This is a genomic window from Micromonospora sp. LOL_021, from assembly GCF_048060215.1.
Taxonomy (GTDB): domain Bacteria; phylum Actinomycetota; class Actinomycetes; order Mycobacteriales; family Micromonosporaceae; genus Micromonospora_E.
Map to the genome: position 1 here is coordinate 1 of NZ_JBHMIN010000007.1, position 21,902 is coordinate 21,902.

Annotated in this window: 21 protein-coding genes and 1 pseudogene; 10 read left to right on the forward strand and 12 right to left on the reverse strand. The window is 71.6% G+C overall.

Translation table 11 applies throughout. The features are described from left to right. A pseudogene (locus ACFHWT_RS07215) lies at nucleotides 1-239 on the forward strand (hypothetical protein); the annotation flags it as partial. A 110-nt stretch (nucleotides 240-349) separates the two neighbouring features. Here the strand turns inward: ACFHWT_RS07215 and ACFHWT_RS07220 are convergent. After that, nucleotides 350-838: an SRPBCC family protein gene (locus tag ACFHWT_RS07220; protein WP_416593796.1), complete on the reverse strand. Its 489-nt coding sequence runs from the start codon at nucleotides 836-838 to the stop codon at nucleotides 350-352. Nucleotides 839-950: 112 nt separating this feature from the next. On the opposite strand from ACFHWT_RS07220, the gene ACFHWT_RS07225 reads away from it, so the two are divergent. After that, complete coding sequence (locus tag ACFHWT_RS07225; RefSeq protein WP_416593920.1) at nucleotides 951-1,841, forward strand: aminoglycoside phosphotransferase family protein; 891 nt, start codon at nucleotides 951-953, stop codon at nucleotides 1,839-1,841. A gap of 70 nt (nucleotides 1,842-1,911) precedes the next feature. Here the strand turns inward: ACFHWT_RS07225 and ACFHWT_RS07230 are convergent, their stop codons facing one another. After that, on the reverse strand, nucleotides 1,912-2,739 hold the full coding sequence (locus tag ACFHWT_RS07230; RefSeq protein ID WP_416593797.1) for a DUF72 domain-containing protein: 828 nt from the start codon (nucleotides 2,737-2,739) through the stop codon (nucleotides 1,912-1,914). A gap of 235 nt (nucleotides 2,740-2,974) precedes the next feature. Between ACFHWT_RS07230 and ACFHWT_RS07235 the strand changes: the two genes are divergently transcribed. Continuing rightward, the gene (locus ACFHWT_RS07235) at nucleotides 2,975-3,646 is read left to right on the forward strand and encodes an HNH endonuclease family protein (RefSeq protein ID WP_416593798.1); all 672 of its coding nucleotides are present in this window, start codon (nucleotides 2,975-2,977) and stop codon (nucleotides 3,644-3,646) included. Nucleotides 3,647-3,686: 40 nt separating this feature from the next. Then, nucleotides 3,687-4,325 (forward strand): hypothetical protein, encoded by a 639-nt coding sequence (locus tag ACFHWT_RS07240; protein WP_416593799.1) that lies wholly within the window; start codon nucleotides 3,687-3,689, stop codon nucleotides 4,323-4,325. A gap of 75 nt (nucleotides 4,326-4,400) precedes the next feature. Here ACFHWT_RS07240 and rocD read toward each other — a convergent pair whose 3' ends face one another. The 3 genes from rocD to ACFHWT_RS07255 form a co-directional block, all read right to left on the reverse strand. Beyond that, nucleotides 4,401-5,618: an ornithine--oxo-acid transaminase gene (rocD, locus tag ACFHWT_RS07245; protein ID WP_416593800.1), complete on the reverse strand. Its 1,218-nt coding sequence runs from the start codon at nucleotides 5,616-5,618 to the stop codon at nucleotides 4,401-4,403. After that, a complete protein-coding gene (ddaH, locus tag ACFHWT_RS07250; RefSeq protein ID WP_416593921.1) occupies nucleotides 5,615-6,424 on the reverse strand; it encodes a dimethylargininase in 810 nt (269 codons plus the stop codon). The genes rocD and ddaH overlap by 4 nt, the downstream gene beginning before the upstream one ends. Nucleotides 6,425-6,741: 317 nt before the next feature. Then, complete coding sequence (locus tag ACFHWT_RS07255) at nucleotides 6,742-7,365, reverse strand: hypothetical protein (RefSeq protein ID WP_416593801.1); 624 nt, start codon at nucleotides 7,363-7,365, stop codon at nucleotides 6,742-6,744. 169 nt (nucleotides 7,366-7,534) lie between these two features. Between ACFHWT_RS07255 and ACFHWT_RS07260 the strand changes: the two genes are divergently transcribed. Then, nucleotides 7,535-8,050 carry a MarR family winged helix-turn-helix transcriptional regulator gene (locus tag ACFHWT_RS07260; protein WP_416593802.1) on the forward strand — a complete coding sequence of 172 codons (516 nt, stop codon included), beginning with the start codon at nucleotides 7,535-7,537 and terminating at the stop codon, nucleotides 8,048-8,050. Here the strand turns inward: ACFHWT_RS07260 and ACFHWT_RS07265 are convergent. Next, nucleotides 8,012-8,776 (reverse strand): MBL fold metallo-hydrolase, encoded by a 765-nt coding sequence (locus tag ACFHWT_RS07265; protein ID WP_416593803.1) that lies wholly within the window; start codon nucleotides 8,774-8,776, stop codon nucleotides 8,012-8,014. The genes ACFHWT_RS07260 and ACFHWT_RS07265 overlap by 39 nt on opposite strands. A 110-nt stretch (nucleotides 8,777-8,886) precedes the next feature. On the opposite strand from ACFHWT_RS07265, the gene ACFHWT_RS07270 reads away from it, so the two are divergent. After that, entirely contained in the window at nucleotides 8,887-9,756 is an 870-nt protein-coding gene (locus ACFHWT_RS07270; RefSeq protein ID WP_416593804.1) for an Fpg/Nei family DNA glycosylase, read from the forward strand. A 10-nt stretch (nucleotides 9,757-9,766) separates the two neighbouring features. On the opposite strand, the gene ACFHWT_RS07275 is transcribed toward ACFHWT_RS07270, so the two are convergent. The 4 genes from ACFHWT_RS07275 to ACFHWT_RS07290 all read right to left on the reverse strand — a co-directional run bounded on the left by ACFHWT_RS07275 (nucleotide 9,767) and on the right by ACFHWT_RS07290 (nucleotide 13,953). Beyond that, nucleotides 9,767-10,411 carry a DUF1707 SHOCT-like domain-containing protein gene (locus ACFHWT_RS07275; RefSeq protein WP_416593805.1) on the reverse strand — a complete coding sequence of 215 codons (645 nt, stop codon included), beginning with the start codon at nucleotides 10,409-10,411 and terminating at the stop codon, nucleotides 9,767-9,769. 64 nt (nucleotides 10,412-10,475) lie between these two features. After that, entirely contained in the window at nucleotides 10,476-11,855 is a 1,380-nt protein-coding gene (locus tag ACFHWT_RS07280) for an FAD-dependent oxidoreductase (protein ID WP_416593806.1), read from the reverse strand. 16 nt (nucleotides 11,856-11,871) lie between these two features. Further along, complete coding sequence (locus ACFHWT_RS07285) at nucleotides 11,872-13,095, reverse strand: carboxylate-amine ligase (RefSeq protein ID WP_416593807.1); 1,224 nt, start codon at nucleotides 13,093-13,095, stop codon at nucleotides 11,872-11,874. A gap of 69 nt (nucleotides 13,096-13,164) precedes the next feature. After that, nucleotides 13,165-13,953: a hypothetical protein gene (locus ACFHWT_RS07290; RefSeq protein WP_416593808.1), complete on the reverse strand. Its 789-nt coding sequence runs from the start codon at nucleotides 13,951-13,953 to the stop codon at nucleotides 13,165-13,167. A gap of 432 nt (nucleotides 13,954-14,385) precedes the next feature. Between ACFHWT_RS07290 and ACFHWT_RS07295 the strand changes: the two genes are divergently transcribed. Further along, nucleotides 14,386-15,804 (forward strand): carbohydrate-binding protein, encoded by a 1,419-nt coding sequence (locus tag ACFHWT_RS07295; RefSeq protein ID WP_416593809.1) that lies wholly within the window; start codon nucleotides 14,386-14,388, stop codon nucleotides 15,802-15,804. Here ACFHWT_RS07295 and ACFHWT_RS07300 read toward each other — a convergent pair. Then, entirely contained in the window at nucleotides 15,779-16,909 is a 1,131-nt protein-coding gene (locus ACFHWT_RS07300; protein WP_416593810.1) for an aldo/keto reductase, read from the reverse strand. The two genes, ACFHWT_RS07295 and ACFHWT_RS07300, sit on opposite strands and share 26 nt — an antisense overlap. Nucleotides 16,910-16,998: 89 nt before the next feature. Here ACFHWT_RS07300 and ACFHWT_RS07305 point away from each other — a divergent pair, with 89 nt between their 5' ends. The 3 genes from ACFHWT_RS07305 (at nucleotide 16,999) to ACFHWT_RS07315 (ending at nucleotide 19,684) form a co-directional block, all read left to right on the forward strand. Beyond that, nucleotides 16,999-17,610 (forward strand): TetR/AcrR family transcriptional regulator, encoded by a 612-nt coding sequence (locus tag ACFHWT_RS07305; RefSeq protein ID WP_416593811.1) that lies wholly within the window; start codon nucleotides 16,999-17,001, stop codon nucleotides 17,608-17,610. Nucleotides 17,611-17,689: 79 nt separating this feature from the next. Next, nucleotides 17,690-18,187 (forward strand): DinB family protein, encoded by a 498-nt coding sequence (locus ACFHWT_RS07310; RefSeq protein WP_416593812.1) that lies wholly within the window; start codon nucleotides 17,690-17,692, stop codon nucleotides 18,185-18,187. 117 nt (nucleotides 18,188-18,304) lie between these two features. After that, nucleotides 18,305-19,684, forward strand: a complete 1,380-nt coding sequence (locus ACFHWT_RS07315) for a chitinase (protein ID WP_416593813.1) — start codon at nucleotides 18,305-18,307, stop codon at nucleotides 19,682-19,684. 21 nt (nucleotides 19,685-19,705) lie between these two features. On the opposite strand, the gene ACFHWT_RS07320 is transcribed toward ACFHWT_RS07315, so the two are convergent. Next, nucleotides 19,706-21,679, reverse strand: coding sequence for a heavy metal translocating P-type ATPase (locus ACFHWT_RS07320; protein ID WP_416593922.1), 1,974 nt, complete (start codon nucleotides 21,677-21,679; stop codon nucleotides 19,706-19,708). Nucleotides 21,680-21,902 lie beyond the last annotated feature (223 nt).

The following is a 21,902-nucleotide window of genomic DNA, read 5'->3' on the forward strand; positions in this document are numbered from 1 at the left end:
ACGACTCGCAGGGCCTGTTCCAGCAGCGCCCGTCCTCCGGCTGGGGCACCGTCGAGCAGATTACCGACGTCGAGTACTCCACCACCGCGTTCCTGAACGGGCTCAAGGCCGTCGACGGCTGGCAGGACATGCCGCTGACCGAGGCCGCCCAGGCGGTGCAGGTGTCGGCGTACCCGGACCACTACGCCCAGTGGGAGACCCAGGCCGCCGAACTCGTCGCCCAGCACTGGAACAGCTGACCCACCGCACCACCCGAGACACCACAAGCTCAGCGTGAGGGCCGGACCCCGTACCCGGGGCCCGGCCCTCGCTCTGCGTCGGGTTTCGAGACGCTGAGAACCCACCGGGGTCAGCCGGACAGTAACCGGCCGGCGGCGGCGACGACCTCCGGGTCGGTGCAACCGGCCGCGTAGCCGGCGATACGGCGGCGGATGTCGCGGCGCAGCAGCCACACCCCGAACCGGTCGGCGATCGGGCGCAGCGGTGCCGGCCGGCAGCGGAAGCTGTACCGCCAGGTCGCCACCGTGTGACCGGGCTCGGACGCGGGGGCGAACCGCCAGCCGCCGGCGAACATCTCGAAGAACCACGGACCATGGACCATCTTCATGCCGACATTGGTCGGCGGAGCGTACGAGACGTACTCGCTGATCATCGTCAGGCCGTGCCGGGACCGGGTGAAGGTGCGGACGCCCTTGCCGGGGCGGGTGGCACCGTCGACGAAGTGCTGTGCCCGGATGAACGGGTCCCAGCGGTACCGGACCGGCGTGGTGGTCTGGGACACCGCGAAGGCGAGATCCGGCGGTACAGGGACGGTGACCACTGCTTCGACCACAGGCATCGGCCCATCATCCGCCACCGGCGGGCCAGGTCGGGTCGCGGTGCCGTTGCCGGCGTTCAGGGAAACCCGGTGGCACCACCGCGTCCACAACCGGCACGCTGCAGCGGTGAGGATGCACGACGACCAGTTGGCTGTGCCGGTGACGACCGTCCGCGCGCTCGTCGACGAGCAGTTCCCACAGTGGCGGGACCTGCCGGTGCGAGCAGCGGCCGGGCAGGGCACGGTGAATGCGATCTTCCGGATCGGGGACCGGCTGGCCGCCCGGTTCCCGCTGCGCCCCGACGACCCCGACACGGTACGGCGGCACCTGGCCGACGAGGCGGCGGCTGCCCGCGTACTGCTGGGTCGCACGCGCTTCGCCACCCCCGAGCCGGTGGCGATCGGCGAACCCGGTGCCGGCTACCCGCTGCCCTGGTCGGTGCAGACCTGGCTGCCCGGCACGGTCGCGACCGACGACGACCCGGCCGGATCCGTCGGACTCGCCGCCGATCTCGCCGAGTTCATCGCCGGGGTCCAGTCGATCGGCACCGGCGGTCGGCCGTTCAGTGGCGGCGGCCGGGGCGGTGACCTGCGCCGGCATGACGCCTGGATGCGGACCTGCTTCGACCGCAGCGAACATCTGCTGGACGTGCCGGCGCTGCGCCGGTTGTGGGGACGGTTGCGGGAGCTGCCGCGCGAGACACCGGACGCGATGGTGCACGGCGACCTGATCCCCGGCAACGTCCTGGTCCGCGCCGGCCGGCTGGCCGGGGTGCTGGACGTAGGTGGTCTGCGGCCCGCCGATCCGGCGCTGGAACTGGTGGCCGCCTGGCATCTGCTCGACGACCGGCCACGCTCGGTGCTGCGTGAGCGACTGATCTGCGCCGAGCTGGACTGGCAGCGCGGCAAGGCGTGGGCGTTCGAGCAGTCGATGGGCGCGGTCTGGTACTACGTGGACAGCTTCCCGGCGATGAGCCGGATGGGTCGCCGGACCCTGGCCCGGATTCTGGCCGACGAGGCGTGAGTCGGGTCCGACCGTGGCGGCCGGCAGCCCGGTCAGGGCAAGGTGCTGGCGGCAGTCCGGCCCGTGCCGGTCAGAACAGGGTCAGTGGCTGAGCCGGGATCGGCTCGGGCAGCGGGTCGAGCTGCGGCAGCGCGGCCCGTACCTCGTCGTGGAAGCGGCGGGCCAGAGCCGGCGCGTCGGCGTTGTCCGGAGTGTGGATGAACACCGTCGGCGAACGGCCCTGCCGCAGCCAGGCCACCGATGCCTCGACCCAGCGCTGCCAGCCGGCGACGGTCTGCTCGACGTCGTCGCGGCCGAGGTAGCGCACGATTGGTCGATCGGTCAACGCCCGGGTGCGCAGCGGGGCGCGGGGCTTCTTGGCCCAGGCGTCGCGTTCGGCGTCGCTGGTCGGCCCGGCGGCGAAGAACGTCGTGGTGTCGAACGGCACCCACTCGGCGTCCACGTCCGTCAGTACCTCTTCGAGTAGCCGGGTCGCGGCCGGCTCGGTGAAGAACGCCGGGTGGCGGACTTCGACGGCGTACCGGTGATCGTGGGGGAGTCGGCGCAGGAAGCGGGCCAGGGCGGGCACGTCGTCGGGGCCGAACGACCCCGGCAGTTGGGCCCAGATCGCATGGGTACGCGGTCCGAGCGGCGCGATCGCGTCGAGGAAGGCGTTCAGCGGCTCGTCGGCGCCGGTGAGCCGGTGCTCGTGGGTGACGGTCTTCGGCAGTTTGAGCACGAAGCGGAAGTCGGGGTCGGTCTGCGCCGCCCAGGTGGCGACGGTCTCCCGGGTCGGGGTGGCGTAGAAGGTGGTGTTGCCTTCGACGGCGGTGCACCAGGCGGCGTAGTGGCGCAGTCGTTCGGCCGGCGGTAGCGGGTGCGCGATCAGCCGTCCCTGCCAGGACTTGTGCGTCCACATCGCACAGCCAACGTGTAGCCGGGGTCTGCTTGGCGACGGGGAAGCGGTGTCGGTGCTCGGCACGGCGACAACGATAGAGCCACCCGGTTGGAGCGCTGGACTTAACGCCGTATTCATCGACCTGTCTTGATCAATGTGATTGAGGGGCTTAGATTCCCGTTGTCGACCTGCCCGCCGTATCCCCAGGCCGGAGCACCCGACCCGGCCGCGGTGGGCAGCGACGCCAGGAGCCCCAATGGCCCGCCGTACCGTCAGTGCCCGACCCGCCATCGGTGTCCGCCGTGCCCTTAGCGCCACCGTGGCGGCGATGGTCGCCATCGTCGTCGCCCTCACGCTGACCGCTGTCCCCGCCCAGGCCACCCCGCCCAACATCCCGTCCTACAGCAAGGCGCTCAGCCGGCTGAACTCGCTGACCGTGGCCGCCGAGTCGCACCAGTCCAGCTACAACCGTTCGCTGTTCCCGCACTGGATCACCATCACCGGCAGCTGCAACACCCGCGAGCAGGTGCTCAAGCGTGACGGCAGCAACGTCGTGGTCAACAGCAGTTGCTACCCGACCTCAGGATCCTGGTACAGCCCGTTCGACGGGGCCACCTGGACGCAGGCGTCGGACGTGGACATCGACCACATGGTGCCGCTCGCCGAGGCGTGGCGTTCCGGTGCCTGGGCCTGGTCCACCGCCCGGCGCCAGACGTACGCCAACGACCTCGGTGGGCCGGAGCTGTGGGCGGTCACCGACAACGTCAACCAGGCCAAGGGTGACAAGGACCCGGCCGACTGGCAGCCGCCGCGCGCCGCGTTCCGCTGCACCTATGCCCGGGCCTGGATTCAGGTGAAGTGGTACTACGACATGACGGTGGACAGCGCGGAGAAGTCCGCCCTGTCCGGCATGCTGGCCACCTGTTGACCTGACCGACCTGTCGGGCAGCCCGGTTACCCTGCCTCGCATGAGTCTTGCGGTCACGGTCGGGATCACCACGGAGCTGTCCGGCATCGATGACGAGGGGGCGGCGCGCAGTCGCGCCGCCCTCGACCAGTTGAGCGCCGCGCTGGCCGCTGAGGGCGTTACCTGGCAGGAGCAGTACCCGGCGACGGTGCCGTCGACCCGGCCGCACCTGCGTAGCCTGCCGACCAGTTGGCTGCACCAACTGCGCCGGGTGCTGGCTCTGGTGGATCTGGACCGGCCGGTCACCCCGGTCACCGACGCGAGCGGGCTGACCGCGGACCGGGAGCTGATCGACGATCAGGCGTCCATGCTGGAGTCGCACCTGCTGTGCCACTCCGACACCGCCGGCTACTACGTGCCGGCCGATTTCGGCGACCCGGTGTTCCTGCCGGCCGAGGCCGGGGTGGCCGGCGGCGGCATCGTCGGGTCGAGTCAGGGTCTGCTCGCCGAGCTGCGGCGCTGCGCCCCGGCGATCGGCGTCCGGTTGGACCCGGCCGGAGAACTGCCGGACACGGAGGCGGCCCGGCTGTTCGCGGTGCCCGACGGCACCGACTTCTCCGCCGAGACGCAGGCGTGGCTCACCCTGCACGAGGCGTGCCGGGCCAGCATCGCCTGCGGCCGGGCCATCGTGTTCCACTGACCCCGACCCTGACCGTGCCCCTGGACGACCGGCCCCCGGCCGGGCGGCGCATCGCCCCCCGGCCGGCCGGTGTGCTCAGCGCAGCACGTGGGAAAGCTGTTCGATGGCGAAGTCCACGTCGGACTCTTCGACGACCAGCGGCGGGGCGAGCCGGATCGTCGCACCGTGGGTGTCCTTGACCAGTACGCCCCGTTCGGCGAGCCGCTCGCAGGCCTGCCGACCGGTCGTCCGGCGCGGGTCCAGGTCCAGCCCGGCCCACAGCCCGCGGCCACGGACGGCGAGCAGCCGTCCATCGTCGCGCAGCGTGTCGAGCCCGGCCTGCAGCCGGGTGCCCAGCTGGGCCGAGCGCCGCTGGTACTCGCCGGTGGCCAGCAGCCGGACCACCTCGGTGGCGACCGCGCAGGCGAGGGCGTTGCCGCCGAACGTCGAGCCGTGCTCGCCGGGACGCAGCACGCCGAGCACCGACCGGTCGGCGACCACCGCCGACACCGGCACGATCCCGCCGCCGAGCGCCTTGCCGAGGATGTACATGTCCGGCACCACACCCTCGTGATCGCAGGCGAACGTCGCCCCGGTGCGGCCCAGCCCGGACTGGATCTCGTCGGCGAGGAACAGTACGTCGTTGCTGGTGCACAGGTCGCGTACCCCGGTCAGGTAGCCGTCCGGCGGCACCACCACGCCCTGCTCGCCCTGGATCGGCTCCAGCAGCACCGCGACGCAGGTCTCGTCGATCGCGTCGGCCAGCGCGGCGAGGTCGCCGTACGGCACGATGGTGAACCCCGGGGTGTACGGCCCGAAGTCGGCGCGGGCCTCGGCGTCGGTGGAGAAGCTGACGATCGTCGTGGTCCGGCCGTGGAAGTTGCCGTCGGCGACGACGATCGTCGCCTGCCCGTCCGGTACGCCCTTGACCTGGTAGCCCCACTTGCGGGCGACCTTGATCGCGGTCTCCACCGCCTCGGCGCCGGTGTTCATCGGCAGCACCATGTCCTTGCCGCACAGCTCGGCCAGCTCGCGGCAGAAGTCGGCGAACCGGTCGTGGGTGAACGCCCGGCTGGTCAGGGTGAGCCGGTCCAGCTGGGCGTGCGCGGCGGCGGTCAGGGTCGGATGCCGGTGGCCGAAGTTGAGCGCCGAGTAGCCGGCCAGACAGTCCAGGTAGCGCCGCCCGTCCACGTCGGTGACCCAGGCACCGGCGGCCTCGCTGAACACCACCGGCAGCGGGTGGTAGTTGTGCGCGGTCCAGCGTTCGGCGTCGCGTACCGCCCCCGGCGTGCGCAGTATCCCGTCGACGATCATCGGCTTGACCCCCTCAGCTCCAGGGTGCAGCACTTCGGGCCGCCGCCGGCCTTGCGCAGCTCGGACAGGTCGACCCCGATCGGGTGGTAGCCGCGTTCACGCAGCGCCGTCGCCAGCCCGTCGGCCTGCACCGGCAGCACCACGTGCCGGCCGTCGCTGACGGCGTTGAGGCCGAACGCGGCGGCGTCGGCCAGGCTGGCCGTGACAGCGTCCGGGAACAGCCGGCGCAGCACCGCCTGGCTGCCGGCGGAGAACGCCTCCGGCAGGTACGCGATGGTCTGCTCGTCGATCACCGCGAGCGCGGTGTCCAGGTGGTAGAAGCACGGGTCGACCAGTTGCAGAGTGACCACCGGACGGCCGAACACCTCCTGGGCGTGGGCGTGCGCGGCGTGCGAGGTGCGGAACCCGGTGCCGGCCAGCAGGTAGTCGCCGACCACCAGGAAGTCGCCTTCGCCTTCGTTGACGTGCTTGGCCTCGTGCACCGGGAAGCCGGCCTGCTCCAGCCAGTCGCGGTAGGCAGGGGCCTCGTCGGCCCGCTGCGGCTCACGGAACTGCACGGCCAGGGCCCGGCCGTCGATGACGGTGGCGCCGTTGGCGGCGAAGACCATGTCGGGCAGGCCGGGCAGCGGCTCGATGTCGTCGACCGTGTGGCCCAGTTCCAGGTACGTCCGGCGCAGCTGGTCCCATTGCGCGATCGCCAGCTCCCGGTCAACGGGGCGGGCCGGGTCCATCCACGGGTTGATCGCGTATTCCACGGCGAAGTACGTCGGCCGGCACATCAGGTACTGCCGGCGGGTGGCGTGCATCGTCATGCGGCTGGCTCCTGTGGGTCGAAGGCGCGCCCCGGCGGTGGCCGTGGGCTGACGCTTGTTCTCCAACGCTAAGGGCTGGGACACGCAGAAACCATTGCCAGGAGTTGCTTCTGACGGCGAATCGTTGCGTCATTACCGAGTAGAACATGTGCTTTGTTGCGTAGACATGCTTTCGGGGGGCGACCACGTCGTCGCCCCCCGAAGATGCGGTGCCCGGTGAACCACCGGTCCGGTCGGCCCTCGTACGGTGCACCACCGCTGACTGGGCCCTGCGGGGCGGTGAACCACCGTCCCAACGTCACGATTGCCCGTCAGAAGATTCCGGCAAACTGTGAATCAAGCCACTGCCGTACCTGCTGCACCATGTCGGTCTCGGTGGTCAACCAGCTCAGCGCGCCGGTCAGCGCCAGGCTGCCGACGATCATCGTCCCGAGGGCGAGGACGCTGCCCATCAGCGCCTCGGTCCGGCCGGCGATGTGCCGACGGGCCGTCGCCGAGATCCCGCCGAGGCCGGTGGCGAGGGCGATCACCCCGATCGCGATGCCGTACGGCGCCAGCGGCCCGGAGAGCACGAACAGCGCGCCGGTGACTCCGGTGATCAGGCTGACCGTGGCCAGCAGGCTGGCCCGGGGCCGAGGGCCGGCCGGTGCCGGCGGGGGAGCCGGCCGGGGGTCGCCGCCCTCCCGGGTGGGCGGCTCGGGGCGCGGTCCCGGCGGTGTCGGCCGGGTGGCCGGGTCGGTGACCCCGGCGCGCCTGTCGGCTGTTGCCGTGTCGGCTCGCGTGGTGTCGGCTCGCGTGGTGTCGGCTCGCGTGGTGTCAGCCTCTGCGGTGTCGGCCGTGCCGGTCGCGGTCGCGGTGGTACCGCCGGTCGGGGGCGGGTCGTCCGCCGGCCTCGTCGGCTCCGTGCGCCGGGACAGCGAGGTAATCCTGACCATCACAGACCTCCTTATCGGTACGCCGGGCCGCACCGCGGCTGGGCAGGGTCTCCGGCGATTGTCGGCTTGCAGTACCCGGATGTCCGGTCCGCCACACCAGTCACGGTCAAGCGGGTGGCGATACCCTCGGACGGTCAGGTTCCGATCATGGGCGGGTGTAGCGGTGACGGTGAGGCCAGCAGGACCGGAAGCGGAGCACAGGACGCGCGGTCCCGACGATCCGCCGGAGCTCACGGACTACTTCCGTCAGCTGCTGTGGCAACGGCACATCGTCGGTCTCTGCCGCGCCGGGGCCGCGGCGACCCGCATCGGTGAGGCGGCCGCCGCGCGTACCGGCCGTAACCTGACCCAGTTCCTGGTGCTGGGCATGCTCGACGCCACCGGTCCCCGTTCCCAGCAGGAGCTCAGCGACGGGCTACGGACCGACCGGACCACGATGGTCGGCACGGTCGACGCGTTGGAACGCGCCGGTCTGGTCACCCGGCAGCGCAATCCGACCAACCGGCGGGCGTACATCGTCACCATCAGCCCGGCCGGCCGGACGGCCCTCGCGACGATCTCGGCCGACGCGGCGACCCTCGAGGCCCGGTTCTTCGAGCGGCTCACCGCCGCCGAGCGGGACCAGTTGGTCGGCCTGATCGGCAAGCTACTGATCGGTGCCGACGCCGGCCCGACGACGGGTTAGCCGGCCGCTCGCGGCCAACCGGCCCAGCCGCTTCTCCTCCTTCGTCGCCCAGCGGGCGACCCGGCGCGGGTCGAGCGGGCCGCCGTGCCCGACGTGCAGCGTCGCCGGGCCGAGGGCCAGCATCCGCCGCAGACTGGCGAGGTTGCCGACCGGGTCGTCGTGGAACGGCGGGTTGGCCGGCCGGCTGCCGAGCAGGCCCAGCATCGAGCCGGCGACCAGGTCCCCGGCGACCAGGTCGCCGTCGTCGGTCAGCACCGACACCGAACCGGCGGTGTGGCCCGGGGTGGGCACGATCCGGCCGGCCACGCCGTAGTCGTCGAGCCGGAGTTCGCCGTCGATCAGCAGGTCTGGCTCGACCGGCCGGACCGGTCGGTCGAGCACCCCGGAGCGCATGATCAGCCGCCCGGTCGGCCCGGTCGGCAGATACGGGCGCCGGCTCGCGCCGGCCCGGTACTGGGCCAGGTCGGCGACGTGACCGGCGACCGGTGCCCCGGTCAGCTGGTGCAGTCGGGCGGCAGAGCCGAAGTGGTCGGTGTGCCCGTGGGTGAGCACGATCAGCGCCACCTCGGAGGGGTCAACCCCGTGCCGGATCAGACCGGCCTGGATCTTTCCGGCGCTGCCGGGCATCCCGGCGTCGACGACCACCGGTCGGCGGCCGAGCAGGAGATAGGCGTTCACGCTCCGCTTGCCGGTGACCGGGATTGGCAGCACGGTGGTGGTGGGCACGGAACCTCCGAAGATCGGCCACAATTGTTGGCGCGTCAACAGTTGATCACCATACAATCAGTTGGGTCCGATCATGGTCAAGCCGACGGTGGCCGATAGGCTCTGCTGCCATGCCCGAAGGCCACACCATCCACCGGCTGGCCGCCCACCACCACGCCGTACTCGGCGGAGCGCAGGTCGTCGCGACCAGCCCGCAGGGTCGGTTCACCGCTGGCGCCGCCCGGCTCACCGGCGCCACCCTGGCCGCCACCGAGGCGTACGGCAAACATCTGCTGCACCACTACCGGGGCGGCCCGGCAGGCGGCATCCTGCACGTGCACCTGGGCCTCTACGGCACCGTCGCCGACGGGCCGGGACAGCCGCCCGCACCGGTCGGGCAGATCCGGCTGCGGCTGGTCGGCGGGCCAGCCGTGGCAGCCGGCGGGCCGACCGCGACAGCCGGTGCAACGGACCGACGGCACTGGCTGGACCTGCGCGGACCGGCCGCCTGCGAGCTGCTCACCGAGGCGGAGGCCGACGCGCTGCGCGACCGGCTCGGTGCCGATCCGCTGCGCGACGACGCCGACCCGGACACTGCCGGCGGCCGGATCCGGCGCAGCGCCAGACCGCTCGGCGCGTTGCTGCTCGACCAGACGATCGTCGCCGGGGTCGGCCTGGTCTACGCCACCGAGGTGCTGTTCCGGGCCGGGATCGCGCCGACCACGCCCGGTCGGCGGCTGACCGCCGACCAGTGGCAGCGGATCTGGGCCGACCTGGTCACCCTGATGCGGATCGGGGTGCGTCGGGGCCGGATCGACACCGTCCGCGACGAGCACCTGCCGGAGGCGATGGGCCGGGCACCGCGCAACGACCGGCACGGTGGCGAGGTGTACGTCTACCGGCGAGCCGGCCAACCGTGTCTGTGCTGCGGCGCCACCGTGGCCGCCGGAGCGCTGGCCGCCCGCAACACCTACTGGTGCCCCACCTGCCAACCGGGCTGACCCGCCGCCGTCACCACCACTTGCGCTTCGGCGGCCGCACCACGACCGAGCCGAAGATCACGTTGCAGACCACCTGGATGACCGGGGCACCGGGTCGGGGCGGAGCGGTCAGCTTCGACTTCTTGTCACCGAACACCGCCGTGCCGGTCATCCGGACGTCGACCCCCTCCGGCACGTACACGGTGACCGAGCCGAAGATCGACGTCGCCTCGATCGTGGTCACCTGATGCTGGATCTGGGCGTCCTGCAACTCGATCTTGCAGTCGCCGAAGACCGCCCGCGCCTCCACCCGGTCCGGCACCAGCCAGTGCCCCTTGCGCACCTCGTCGCCGAAGATCGCCACCATCCGCTCCACCGGGGCGGGCAGCGTCGCGCCGCCGCCCGGCACCGCCGGGTACGCCGAACCGCGCGCCGCCAGCGCACCATGCCCGGCAGCGGCCGGCAGCCCACCCGACGGGTCCGTCGGCAGGTCGGCGGTGAGCCGGGCCAGCTCACCCCGGGTCTTGGCCTGATGCGCCTCGGTGGCCCGGTCGGCGTACTCGTCGAGGGTCAGCCGGCCTTCCGCGGTCGCCTGGCCGAGCAGCTCCACCACCTGCTCCCGCTCGGCGTCCGAGACGCGCAGGTGATCGCCGCTGGGGTGGGTCGCCGGGTCCACCCGCCAAGCCTAACTGCCACGCCCAACGGCAACCGCCACCCGCCCGGTCCGGGCGGGCGCCCGCTCACGGGGTCTCGGCGACGGCGTCGTTGGCCCGCCGGGCGGCGACCAGCACCGGATCCCAGACCGGCGAGTACGGCGGGGCGTAGCCCAGGTCGAGAGCGGTCATCTCGGCCACCGACATCCGGTTCCACACCGCGACGGACAGCACGTCGATCCGCTTCGCCGCCTCCGACGTGCCGACGATCTGCCCGCCCAGCAGCTGCCCGGTGTGCCGCTCGGCGATCAGCTTGATGGTCATCGGGGCGGCACCGGGGAAGTAGCCGGCCCGGTTGTTGGACTCGACGGTGGCGGTGACGTAGGCGTACCCGGCTTTCGCCGCCTCGCGTTCGAGCAGTCCGGTGCGGGCCACCTCCAGGTCACAGACCTTGGTGATCGCGGTGCCGATCACCCCGGGGAAGGTGGCGTAGCTGCCGCCGATGTTGATCCCGGCCACCCGGCCCTGTTTGTTGGCGTGGGTACCCAGCGGGATGTGCACCGGCTGGCCGCTGACCCGGTGGAAAGTCTCGACGCAGTCGCCGGCCGCCCACACGTCGGGCACCCCGACCACCCGCATCTGCAGATCGGTACGGACGCCGCCGGTGACACCGATCGGCAGGCCGGCCTGCTCGGCGAGCCCGGTGTTGGGCCGTACGCCCAGACCCAGCACCACGACGTCGGCCGGCACCGCGCCGTCGTCGGTGAGCACCTCGCAGACCCGCCCGTCGCGTTCGTGCAGGCCGGTGACCGACACGCCGGTACGTACGTCGATGCCGAGCCCGACCAGTGCCGAGCGGACCAGCGCCCCCATGTCCGGGTCGACGGTGGACATCGGTTGCGGGCTGCGTTCCACCAGAGTGACCGCCAGCCCGCGCCGGATCAACGCCTCGGCCATCTCCACCCCGATGTACCCGCCGCCGACCACCACCGCTCGGCGCGGCACCGGTTCCTGGTCGAGCCAGTCCCGTAGCGCCGCACCGTCGTCGAGGGTCTGCACCCCGAACACGCCGGAGGCGGCGTTGCCCGCCCACGGCGGCTGCGCCGGCGCCGCTCCGGTGGCGTACACCAGGGTGTCGAACGGTTCGCGGACCTCCCGCCCGCCGTCGCCGAACGACGTGGCCACCACCTCCCGCGCGGCCAGGTCGATCCGGGTGACCTCGTGCCGGATGCGGACGTCGATGTGGTGGTCGCGACGGAACGTCTCCGGGTCGCGGACGATCAGCTCCTGCGGGTCGTCGACCAGGCCGGAGATCCAGTACGGGATTCCGCAGGCCGAGTACGAGGTGAACCGGCCCCGCTCGAACGCGACGATGCTCAGCTCGTCGGGGCCACGCAGCTGCCGGGCCTGGGATGCGGCCGACATGCCGGCCGCGTCACCACCGATCACCACCATCCGTCGCGCCATCTCAGATCTTCTCCAGTCAGGTCCGGTCGGCCCAGGTCAGCGGTCCGGTGGCCGGTCCGGTGGGGGGAGCGGTCACGTGCGGCGGCGCCGGGATGATCGACCGGCTGCGGGTCTGCGCGGCAAGGTAATCCACCACGGCACCCAGGTCGCCGGTGCCGGCGTGCACGGCCCGCTGCCGGGCCGCCCCGGTGCCCCGTGCCCGCAGCCGGCCCAGCAGCGAGTTCACCAGCGCGACGTCGCCGTGCCGGTCGAGCTCGGGACGGACGGTGTCGACCAGTCGGCGCAGCAGATGCCAGCCGGGACGCAACGCCGGTGCTCCGGCGGTCAGGTCCACGGCCTGCCCCTCCAGCCCGTCGTGCGCGGCCCGCCAGTGGGCGGCTACCAGCACATGATGCTCCACGTCGACCGGTGGCCGGTTTTGTTCCACCGCGGTGAGCGCGGTGCCGACCAGACCGCGGACCAGCGCGGCGAGCAGGATCGTGTCGTCCAGGCTCGGGCAGACGTCGCCGATGCGGACCTCGACGGTGGGGTAGTGCGCCGACAGCCGGGCGTACCAGTGGAGCATCCCTTCGTCCAGGATGAGACCGGCGGTGGTCAGGTCGTCGACCAGTGACCGGTAGTGCTCGTACGAGCGTAGCCGGGGGGCCGGGGCGACCGCCGGCCAACGCTGCCACATCACCGACCGCCAACTGGCGTACCCGGTGTCGACGCCGTGGAAGAACGGCGAGTTGGTCGTCGCCGCCTGCAGCACCGGCAGCCATGGGCGGAGGTGGTTGAGCACCTGTACGCCGACCTGCTGGTCCGGTACCGCGACGTGTACGTGCAGCCCGTTGGTGCCCGGGCCGGGCAGCAGCATTCCGTACCGTTCGACGATCCGGTGGAAGCGTGGGTCGTCGACCACGTCGGGCTGTGGCCCGGCGACCGGTGCGGTGCCGACGGCGATCAGCCGGACACCGGCCCGCTCGGCGGCGTCGGCGACCCCGGCGCGCAGCGTCCCGAGGGTACGCCGCAGCGCCCGTAGGTCCAGGCCCGGTGGACTGCCGATCTCGATCTGGCTGGTCTGGAACTCCCGCTGCACCTGCCCGCGCAGCTCCGGCGGGATCTCGGCGAGCACCGCCGCGACGGCCGGTGCGGCGGCACCGGACCGGCGGTCGACGAGCAGGAACTCCTCCTCCACGCCGACGGTCAGTGCGTCGGGCCGGTGCCGGGCCGGCTCGGCGGCGACGGTACTGCTGGTCATCGGGCCATCCTGCGCCTTCGGGCGACCCGGCGGTACGGCTTTGCGGTGCCGCCGGACGCGCCGGTCGGCTCAGGGTTCGCGGCGGGGTGGCCGGGGCAGCGGCAGGTCGTGCCGACCGGCGATCAACTCCTGGACCCGGATCTTGGCCAGGATGATCGGTTGCCGGTAGCGGCGCTCGCGGTCGGCGGACCTGGCTCGCCGCCACTCGGCCCAACGGCTATCGCCCCGGTAGAACCAGCGTGCCCAGGGCGCGTGTGGCCGGGCTAGCCGCAGCGCGCCGACGATCAGCAGGACGGGGAGGAACAAACCCAGCAGCCCGGTCCAGATCTTGCCCTTGAGCAGAGTGATCGCCGCCAGCACCAGGTTGATCACGATGAGCGCGGCACCGGCGAACTGTGCCGGGTCGGTCTCGCCGGTGAGGAACTCGTTGGCCCCCAGCGGTCGCAGGCCGAGCAGCAGCAGCCCGGAGACGGCGATCGCGACGAATACCGCGTCGATCGAGGTGCGGCCGCGCTCCGACCAGTAGACGTCGCTCAGATGCAGCAGCAGGGCGAACTCGTCGAGCACCAGCGCGGCGCCGACGCCGAACAGCGCGGCCGCCACCGCTCGCCAGACGGTCGTCTCCACCGGGATCGCCAGCCCGGCGACCCCAGCGACCAGCATGAATACCACCCCGAAGACGACGTGATGGATGTGCAGGTCGCCCCGGGTGACGTTGCCGGGCCACCAGCGCACCTGGGCCCGGATCATCCGGACCGAGAAGCGGATGAACGCGAAGCCGAGGACGACGCCGACGAAGAAACAGAACAGCGGCAGTCGGCCGGTCGAGACGATGGTCTGCTCGAACCAGCCGTTCACCGGACTCCTCCATGCGAGACGCGCACCCTGTCTCCTTATCCACTGCTATGCAGGGATTTACCTGACTTTACGAGCTGCCCGGCCTGGCCGGACGGGTGTCTCCAAGGGTGCCGGTGATCCGGTTGCCGCCCCCGCCGGGGCGGCCGGATGGGCTCAGAGCCAGTCTCCACGCCGGTTGCGACATCGACATCGGTTGACAAGTCCGGTCTGGAGACGTACAACTCCTGAGAGCGCTCTCTCAGGGTGAGTCGAGCGATCCGCGACCGTCCCCATCAGTCCTGACGCTCCAAGACCGAAGATCGGCAATCGCACCGGAGAGAACGCTCTCAGCCGGTCGGCGGCACCTGCCCTGACCCGGATTCCAGAATCGGCGACCGGCCACCCCACCAGCAGGCCGCGACCGGGCCTACACCCCCAGCAGAGAGGCCAGTGATGAGCTCACCCCCGCGACGCCCTCGTCGGCGCATCCGTACCCGGATCGTCGCCGCCGCGGCGGCGCTGACCGCGACCGCCGTCGTCACCTCGGTCACCGCACACGCCAACGCCGCGATCCCGCCCACCCCCAGCGGCTGGGACCTGGTCTGGAGCGACGACTTCACCGGCGCGGCCAACACCCTGCCCTCGTCGGCCAACTGGATCATCGACACCGGCACCAGCTACCCCGGCGGCCCGCCGCAGTGGGGCACCGGCGAGATCCAGACCTACACCAACAGCACCGCCAACGTCCGGCACGACGGCAACGGCAACCTGCGGATCACCCCGATCCGCGACGGCGCCGGCAACTGGACCTCGGCCCGGATCGAGACGGTACGCAGCAACTTCAAGCCGCCGTCCGGTGGCGTGATGGCGATCGAAGGCCGGATCCAGGTGCCGAACGTGACCGGGGCGGCCGCCTCCGGCTACTGGCCGGCGTTCTGGGCACTCGGCTCGCCGTACCGGGGCAACTACCAGAACTGGCCGGCAATCGGCGAGTTCGACGTGATGGAGAACGTCAACGGACTCAACAACGTCTGGGGCGTGCTGCACTGCGGCGTCGCCCCGGGCGGACCGTGCGACGAGTTCAACGGCATCGGCGGCTCCCGGGCCTGCCCCGGCGCCTCCTGCCAGTCGGCGTTCCACACCTACCGGTTCGAGTGGGACGCCAGCGCCAGCCCGCAGCAACTGCGCTGGTACGTCGACGGGCAGCACTACCACACCGTCACCCAGGGGCAGATCCCCGAGCCGCACTGGTCCAACATGACCACCCACGCCGGCTACTTCATCCTGCTCAACGTGGCGATGGGCGGTGCCTTCCCGAACGGCGTCGCCGGCTCCACCACGCCGACCGCGAACACCGTCTCCGGCGTACCGATGCTGGTCGACTACGTCGCGGTCTACACCCGCGGCGGGTCGAACCCGCCGCCGACCACGCCACCGCCGCCGACCACCCCGCCGCCCGGCGGTGGGGTGAACGCGTACGCCGCGATCCAGGCCGAGTCGTTCAACGCCCACAACGGGGTCGGGACCGAGGCGTGCAGCGAGGGCGGGCAGAACATCGGCTGGCTGGCCAACGGCGACTGGGCCCGCTACGACAACGTCGACTTCGGCTCGACACCGCCGCGTGACTTCGTCGCCCGGGTCGCCTCCGGTGCCGGTGCCGGGGTCAGCGGCCTGGTCCAGGTCCGCATCGGCAGCCCGACCGCCGCGCCGATCGGCAGCTTCGCCGTCGGTGACACCGGCGGCTGGCAGACCTGGCGTACGGTGCCCGGCAACGTCTCCGGGGTGACCGGCCGGCGGACGGTCTACCTGACCTTCAGCAGCGGCCAGCCGAACGACTTCGTCAACGTCAACTGGTTCCACTTCCGTCGCTGACCCCGACGGGGAGCCCGGCCGGTCGACCCGCTTCGGTGGGGCGAGCCGGGCTCCCCTGGTCGGTGATGCGCGCGAGCGGCGAAGGGTTCAGCCTGGCGAAGCCTTCCTGCCGCTGGTAGGGGAAGTACGGGTAGGGCGCGGTACGGCCGCTGGCGTGGTCGAGTCGGGCCGTCTGTTCGGCGGTGAGCGACCAGCCGACAGCGCCGATGTTCTGCCGGAGTTGCTCCTCGTTGCGGGCGCCGATGATGACGGTGGCCACGGTGGGTCGTTGCAGCAGCCAGTTGACCGCGATCTGCGGCACCGCCCGACCGGTCTCGCGGGACAGTTCCTCGAGCACGTCCACGACCCGGAACAGGTGCTCGTCGTCGACTGGCGGACCGTAGGCGGCGGTCGCGTGCAGCCGGCTCGTGGGCGGTGGTGGTGTGTCGCGGCGGATCCGGCCGGTGAGCCGTCCCCAGCCGAGTGGGCTCCACACGACGGCTCCGACGCCCTGGTCGAGGCCCAGAGGCAGGAGCTCCCACTCGTAGTCCCGGCCGACGAGTGAGTAGTAGACCTGGTGTGCCACGTACCGGCGGCGGTGGTCCCGGTCGGCCGCGGCGAGGGACTTCATCAGCTGCCAGCCGGCGAAGTTGGAGACGCCGAGGTAGCGGATCTTTCCGTCGCGTACCAGGTCGTCGAGGGTCGCGACGACCTCGTCGACGGGTGTCGCGGCGTCGAAGGCGTGCAGCTGGAACAGATCGATGTGGTCGGTGCCGAGCCGGCGCAGCGCCGCGTCGACCGACCGGATGAGCCGCGCGTGTGAGGTTCCCGCGTCGTTCGGTCCGTCGCCGGTCGGCAGGCCACTCTTGGTCGAGATCAGCACGGCGTCGCGTCGGCCCTTGATCGCTTGCCCCAGCACCTGTTCCGACGCGCCGTCGGAGTACACGTCCGCGGTGTCGAACATGGTCACCCCGGCGTCGAGGCAGATGTCCACGAGGCGTCGTGCCTCGCGGGCGTCCGTGTTACCCCAGGCACCGAAGAGCGGTCCGGAGCCGCCGAAGGTGCCGGCTCCGAAGCTGAGGGCGGGCACGGTGAGCCCGGATGTTCCGAGTCGTCGGTACTCCACGGTGGGCGACCTCCGTTAAGGGAACTGAAGTTCCGTTAGCGTGCGCTAGATTAGCAGTCAATCGCCGCTAAGGAAACTGGAGACCCGTTATGGCCGTCGGTGCGATCCGACCCGGTGGACGGACCGCCCGGGTCCGCGCCGCCGTGCTCCGGGCTGCCGGTGACGCGCTCGTCGAGCACGGCTTCGACCGTCTCGACCTCGCCGACGTGGCTCGCCGCGCCGAGGTGGGCAAGACAACGGTCTACCGCCGCTGGGGAACGGTCGCCGGCCTCGTCGCCGACCTGCTGACCGACATGGCGGAGCAGTCGCTGCCGCGGACCGACACCGGATCGCTGATCGGGGACCTGCGGGCCAACGCCCGGCTGGTGCAGCGCACCCTGGTCGATCCGCGTCAGGGTGCGCTCTTCCGGGCGGTCATCGTCGCCGCGACCTGCGACCCCCGCGCCGCCGAGGCGCTGCACCGCTTCTACGCCGTCCGCATCGCCGAGTGGGCACCCTGCGTGGAGCAGGCCGTACGGCGGGCGGAACTGCCTCAGGGCACGGACGCCGCCGAGGTCATCCGCGCCGTCTCGGCGCCGCTGTACTACCGCCTGCTCGTCAGCGGAGACCCGGTCGACGAGGCCACGGCGGACCGGGCCGCCGAGGCGGCAGCGGCAGCCGCCCGCGCCGGCGTCTACGCACCCGCCAGTGGTGTCAACTGACGACCGAGCCTGCCGCCGAACTGCCGCCGAACGTTCGTCCGCGGGTGCCGCCACCCTGGTCGGATGGGATGCTTCGGGCATGCCAATCTATCCGCCGACCTTCGCCGACCAGGTCGTCACCCAGCCGCTGCGCGCTCAATTCGAGGCATTCCTCGACGAGCACCGCGCCGCGCTCAACCGCTGCCTGGACGGGCTGACCGAGGAGCAGGCCCGCCGATCGTTGGTGGCCTCCCGGACCACACTGCTGGGTCTGGTGAAGCATGCGACCTTCGTCGAGAAGGTCTGGTTCGACGAGGCCGTGACGTGCCGGCCGCGTACGGAGCTCGGGCTGCCCGCGTCGGCAGACGAGTCGTTCATCCTCGCGACCGACGACACGATCGCCAGTGTCCAACGCGCGCACCGCGAAGCCTGCGAAGCGTCCCGCCGGGCGACGTCGTCCCTGGAGCTGGACGACATCCTGCACGGCAACCGGCGGGGTCCGCTTCCGCTGCGCTGGGTGTACCTGCACGTGCTGCGCGAGCTCGCCCAGCACTGCGGGCACGCAGACATCCTCCGCGAGCAGCTCGTCAACGAGTAGTACGCGCCCCACTGCCCCTCGGCCTCCGCCTACCGGCCTCTGCCCCTGCCGAGGTGTTTACAAAACTGTTAAGAGTCTTAATAATTGCCGCACTGGTGCTTCGAGGGAGGGATGTCGATGAAACCCGTACGGATAGTCGCCCCGGTGCTGGCTGCGGTCCTCGCCGCCGCAGGGGTGATCTGGGCGGCCGGCCCGGCCCTGGCCGCCGGTCCTACCGCGACCTTCGTGAAAACCTCCGACTGGGGCAGCGGCTGGGAAGGCAAGGTCACCGTCGCCAACGGCGGCGCCACCGCCGTCACCGCCTGGACCGTCGCCTTCGACCTGCCGGCCGGCACCACGGTCGGCACCTACTGGGACGCCCTGCTCACCGTCTCCGGGCAGCGGTTCACCTTCACCAACCGCAACTGGAACGGTCACCTCGCGCCGGGCGCGTCGGTCTCGTTCGGATTCCTCGGCAGCGGGCCGGGCAGCCCGACCAACTGCACCCTCAACGGTGCACCCTGCGGCGGCCAGCAGCCGCCGCCGACCACCGCTCCGCCCACCACCGCGCCGCCGCCGACGACCCCACCCCCCACCACGGCGCCGCCGACCGACGACGGGTTGCCGGAGCACTTTCTCACCGGCTACTGGCACAACTTCGACAACCCGGCCGTCGAGCTGCGGCTACGCGACGTGCCGGCCGAGTACGACCTGATCGCGGTCGCCTTCGCCGAGGCCACCAGCACCCCCGGCGCGGTCAGCTTCGGCATCGACCCGGGTCTGTCGGCCGCGCTCGGCGGCTACACCGACGCACAGTTCAAGGTCGACGTCGCCACCCTGCACCAGCGCGGCAAGAAGGTGATCATCTCGATCGGCGGGGAGACCGGCCGGGTCGCTGTCAACGATCCCGCGTCCGCCACGGCGCTCGCCGACAGCCTGCACCGGCTGATCCAGGACTACGGCTTCGACGGTGTCGACATCGACCTGGAGAACGGGCTCAACCCGACCTACATGGCGCAGGCGATGCGGACGCTGCGCAGCCGGACCGGGCCAGGGCTGATCATCACGATGGCACCGCAGACCATCGACATGCAGTCACCGTCGGTGTCGTACTTCAAACTGGCGCTGGACATCCGAGACATCCTGACCGTGGTGCACACCCAGTTCTACAACTCCGGGTCGATGCTCGGCTGCGACCAGGCGTTCGCCTACAGCCAGGGCACGGTCAACTTCATGACCGCGCTGGCCTGCCTGCAACTGGAAGCGGGCCTGCGCCCCGACCAGGTGGCCCTCGGCCTGCCCGCCGGCCCGGGAGCGGCCGGCGGGGGCATCGTCGCCCCGACGATGGTCAACCAGGCCCTCGACTGCCTGGCCCGGGGCACCAACTGCGGCAGTTTCCGGCCGCCGCGCACCTACCCCGGCATTCGGGGCGCGATGACCTGGTCGATCAACTGGGACGTGACCAACGGCAACGGGTTCGCCCGTACCGTCAAGCCGCATCTGGCGAGCCTGCCCTGACCGGCGGCCCGGCCACCCCCGCTACCGTTCGTCCGGGGCGAGCTGAACCCGGCGGAGCAGTTGCGCGTTGAGGGCAACCACGATGGTGGACGCGGACATCAGGATCGCGCCGACCGCCGGGCTCAACGTCAGCCCGGCCCAGGCCAGCACACCGGCGGCGAGCGGGATCGCGACGATGTTGTAGCCGGCGGCCCAGCCCAGGTTCTGCAGCATCTTGCGGTAGGAGGCCTTCGACAGCCGGATCACTCCGGTGACTCCGCGCGGGTCGGACGAGGCGAGGACGACTCCGGCGGACTCGATCGCGACGTCGGTGCCGGCCCCGATCGCGATGCCGACGTCGGCACGGGCCAGCGCCGGGGCGTCGTTGACGCCGTCGCCGACCATCGCCACGGTCAGCCCTCGGGCCTGCAGATCCGCGACCGTCTTGTCCTTGTCGGCGGGCAGCACCTCGGCGAAGACCTCGTCCACGCCGGACCGGAAGCCGAGATCGTCGGCGACCGCCTCGGCGACCGGCCGGGCGTCACCGGTGATCATCATGATCTTGTCGATGCCCTGTCGGCGCAGCTCGGCGATCGCCTGCCGGGCCTCGGGCCGGACCTCGTCGGCCAACCCGATCGCGCCGAGCACCTCGGCGCGGCCGCCGTCGAGCCGCAGCAGATGCAGTACGGCGGCACCACGCTCCGACCAAGCCTCGGTCGTGGCGGTCAACTCCGGCGGGACCCGGGCGTCGAGTTCGCCCAGCAGCGCCGGGCCGCCGACGGCATAGTAGGTGCCATCCACGTTTGCCTGCACGCCCCGGCCGGTCAACGACCGGAAGTCCGTTGCGGCGCTCGTCGGACCGCGTCCGGTGGCGGCGGCCACGATGGCCCGGGCCAGTGGGTGCTCGCTGTCGGTTTCCACCGCTGCGGCCAGCCGCAGTACGTCGTCCTCGGTGTGCCCGGGTGCCGCCGCGACCCCGGTGACGGTGTGCGCGCCCCGGGTCAGGGTGCCGGTCTTGTCGAACAGCACCGCGTCCACGGTCCGCATCCGTTCCAGGGCCAGCCGGTTCTTGACCAGGATCCCGGCCTTGGCCGCCACGGCCGTCGACAACGCGATCACCAGGGGGATCGCCAGGCCCAGGGCGTGCGGGCAGGCGATCACCAGTACGGTGACCGTCCGTACCACGGAGTCGTCGAGGCTGCCGAACGCCCACCAGGCGCCGAAGGTCAGCACGGCGGCGGCCATCGCGACGTAGAACAGCAGGGCGGCAAACCGGTCGGCGAGCATCTGGGCCCGGCCGCTCGAGGCCTGGGCCTGTGCGACGAGGCGTTGGATGCCGGCCAGGGCGGTGTCCTCGCCGACGGCCTCGACCCGCACCCGGATCGCCGAGTCGGTCGCGACGGTGCCGGCCACCACCGGGTCACCGACGCGTCGGTGCACCGGCCGGGACTCTCCGGTGATCATCGACTCGTCCAGCTCGGCCTCGCCGTCGGTGATCCGCCCGTCGGCGGGCACCCGGGCACCGGAGCGCACCAGGACCAGATCGCCGGCTCGCAGGTCGGCCACCGTGATCTGCTGGACCTGCCCGTCGTCGGCGACCCGTTCCGCCTCGTCGGGCAGCAGCGCGGCCAACGCGGACAGCGCGCCCTGCGCCTGGCCGATCGCCTTCATCTCCTGCCAGTGGCCGAGCAGCATGATGGTCACCAGCGCCGCCAACTCCCACCAGAAGTCCAGGTCGAAGGCGCCGAAGCTGGTTGCCAGCGAGGCCAGGTAGGCGACGGTGATGGCCATCGAGATCAGCAGCATCATGCCGGGCGCGCGGTCGCGGACCTCGCGTACTCCGCCGACCAGGAACGGCCAGCCGCCATAGAAGAACACCACCGAGCCGAGCACCGGGCCGACCAGGGACACACCGGGAAAGTCCAGCGAGTAGCCGAACCAGTCCATCACCATGTGACTGGTGACCACGACCGGCACGGTCAGCGCGAGACTCAGCCAGAACTTGCGGCGGAACATCTCCGGATCGTGCCCCGCGTGCTTGTCGTGCCCGCCGTGCCCGCCGTGTCGGGTTCCATCCGTTTCCACGTCGCCACGATACCCCTTGGGGGTATGTCAGCAAGACTTTTTGCGAACCCCGTGGTCTGGCCGTGCCATCTCGTGCGCCAGATTTCATGGGCGTCTGCTACCGGCGGCTCGGCTAGTCAGCATGGTCGGCAGGTGGTCGAAGGTGCCAGACTCG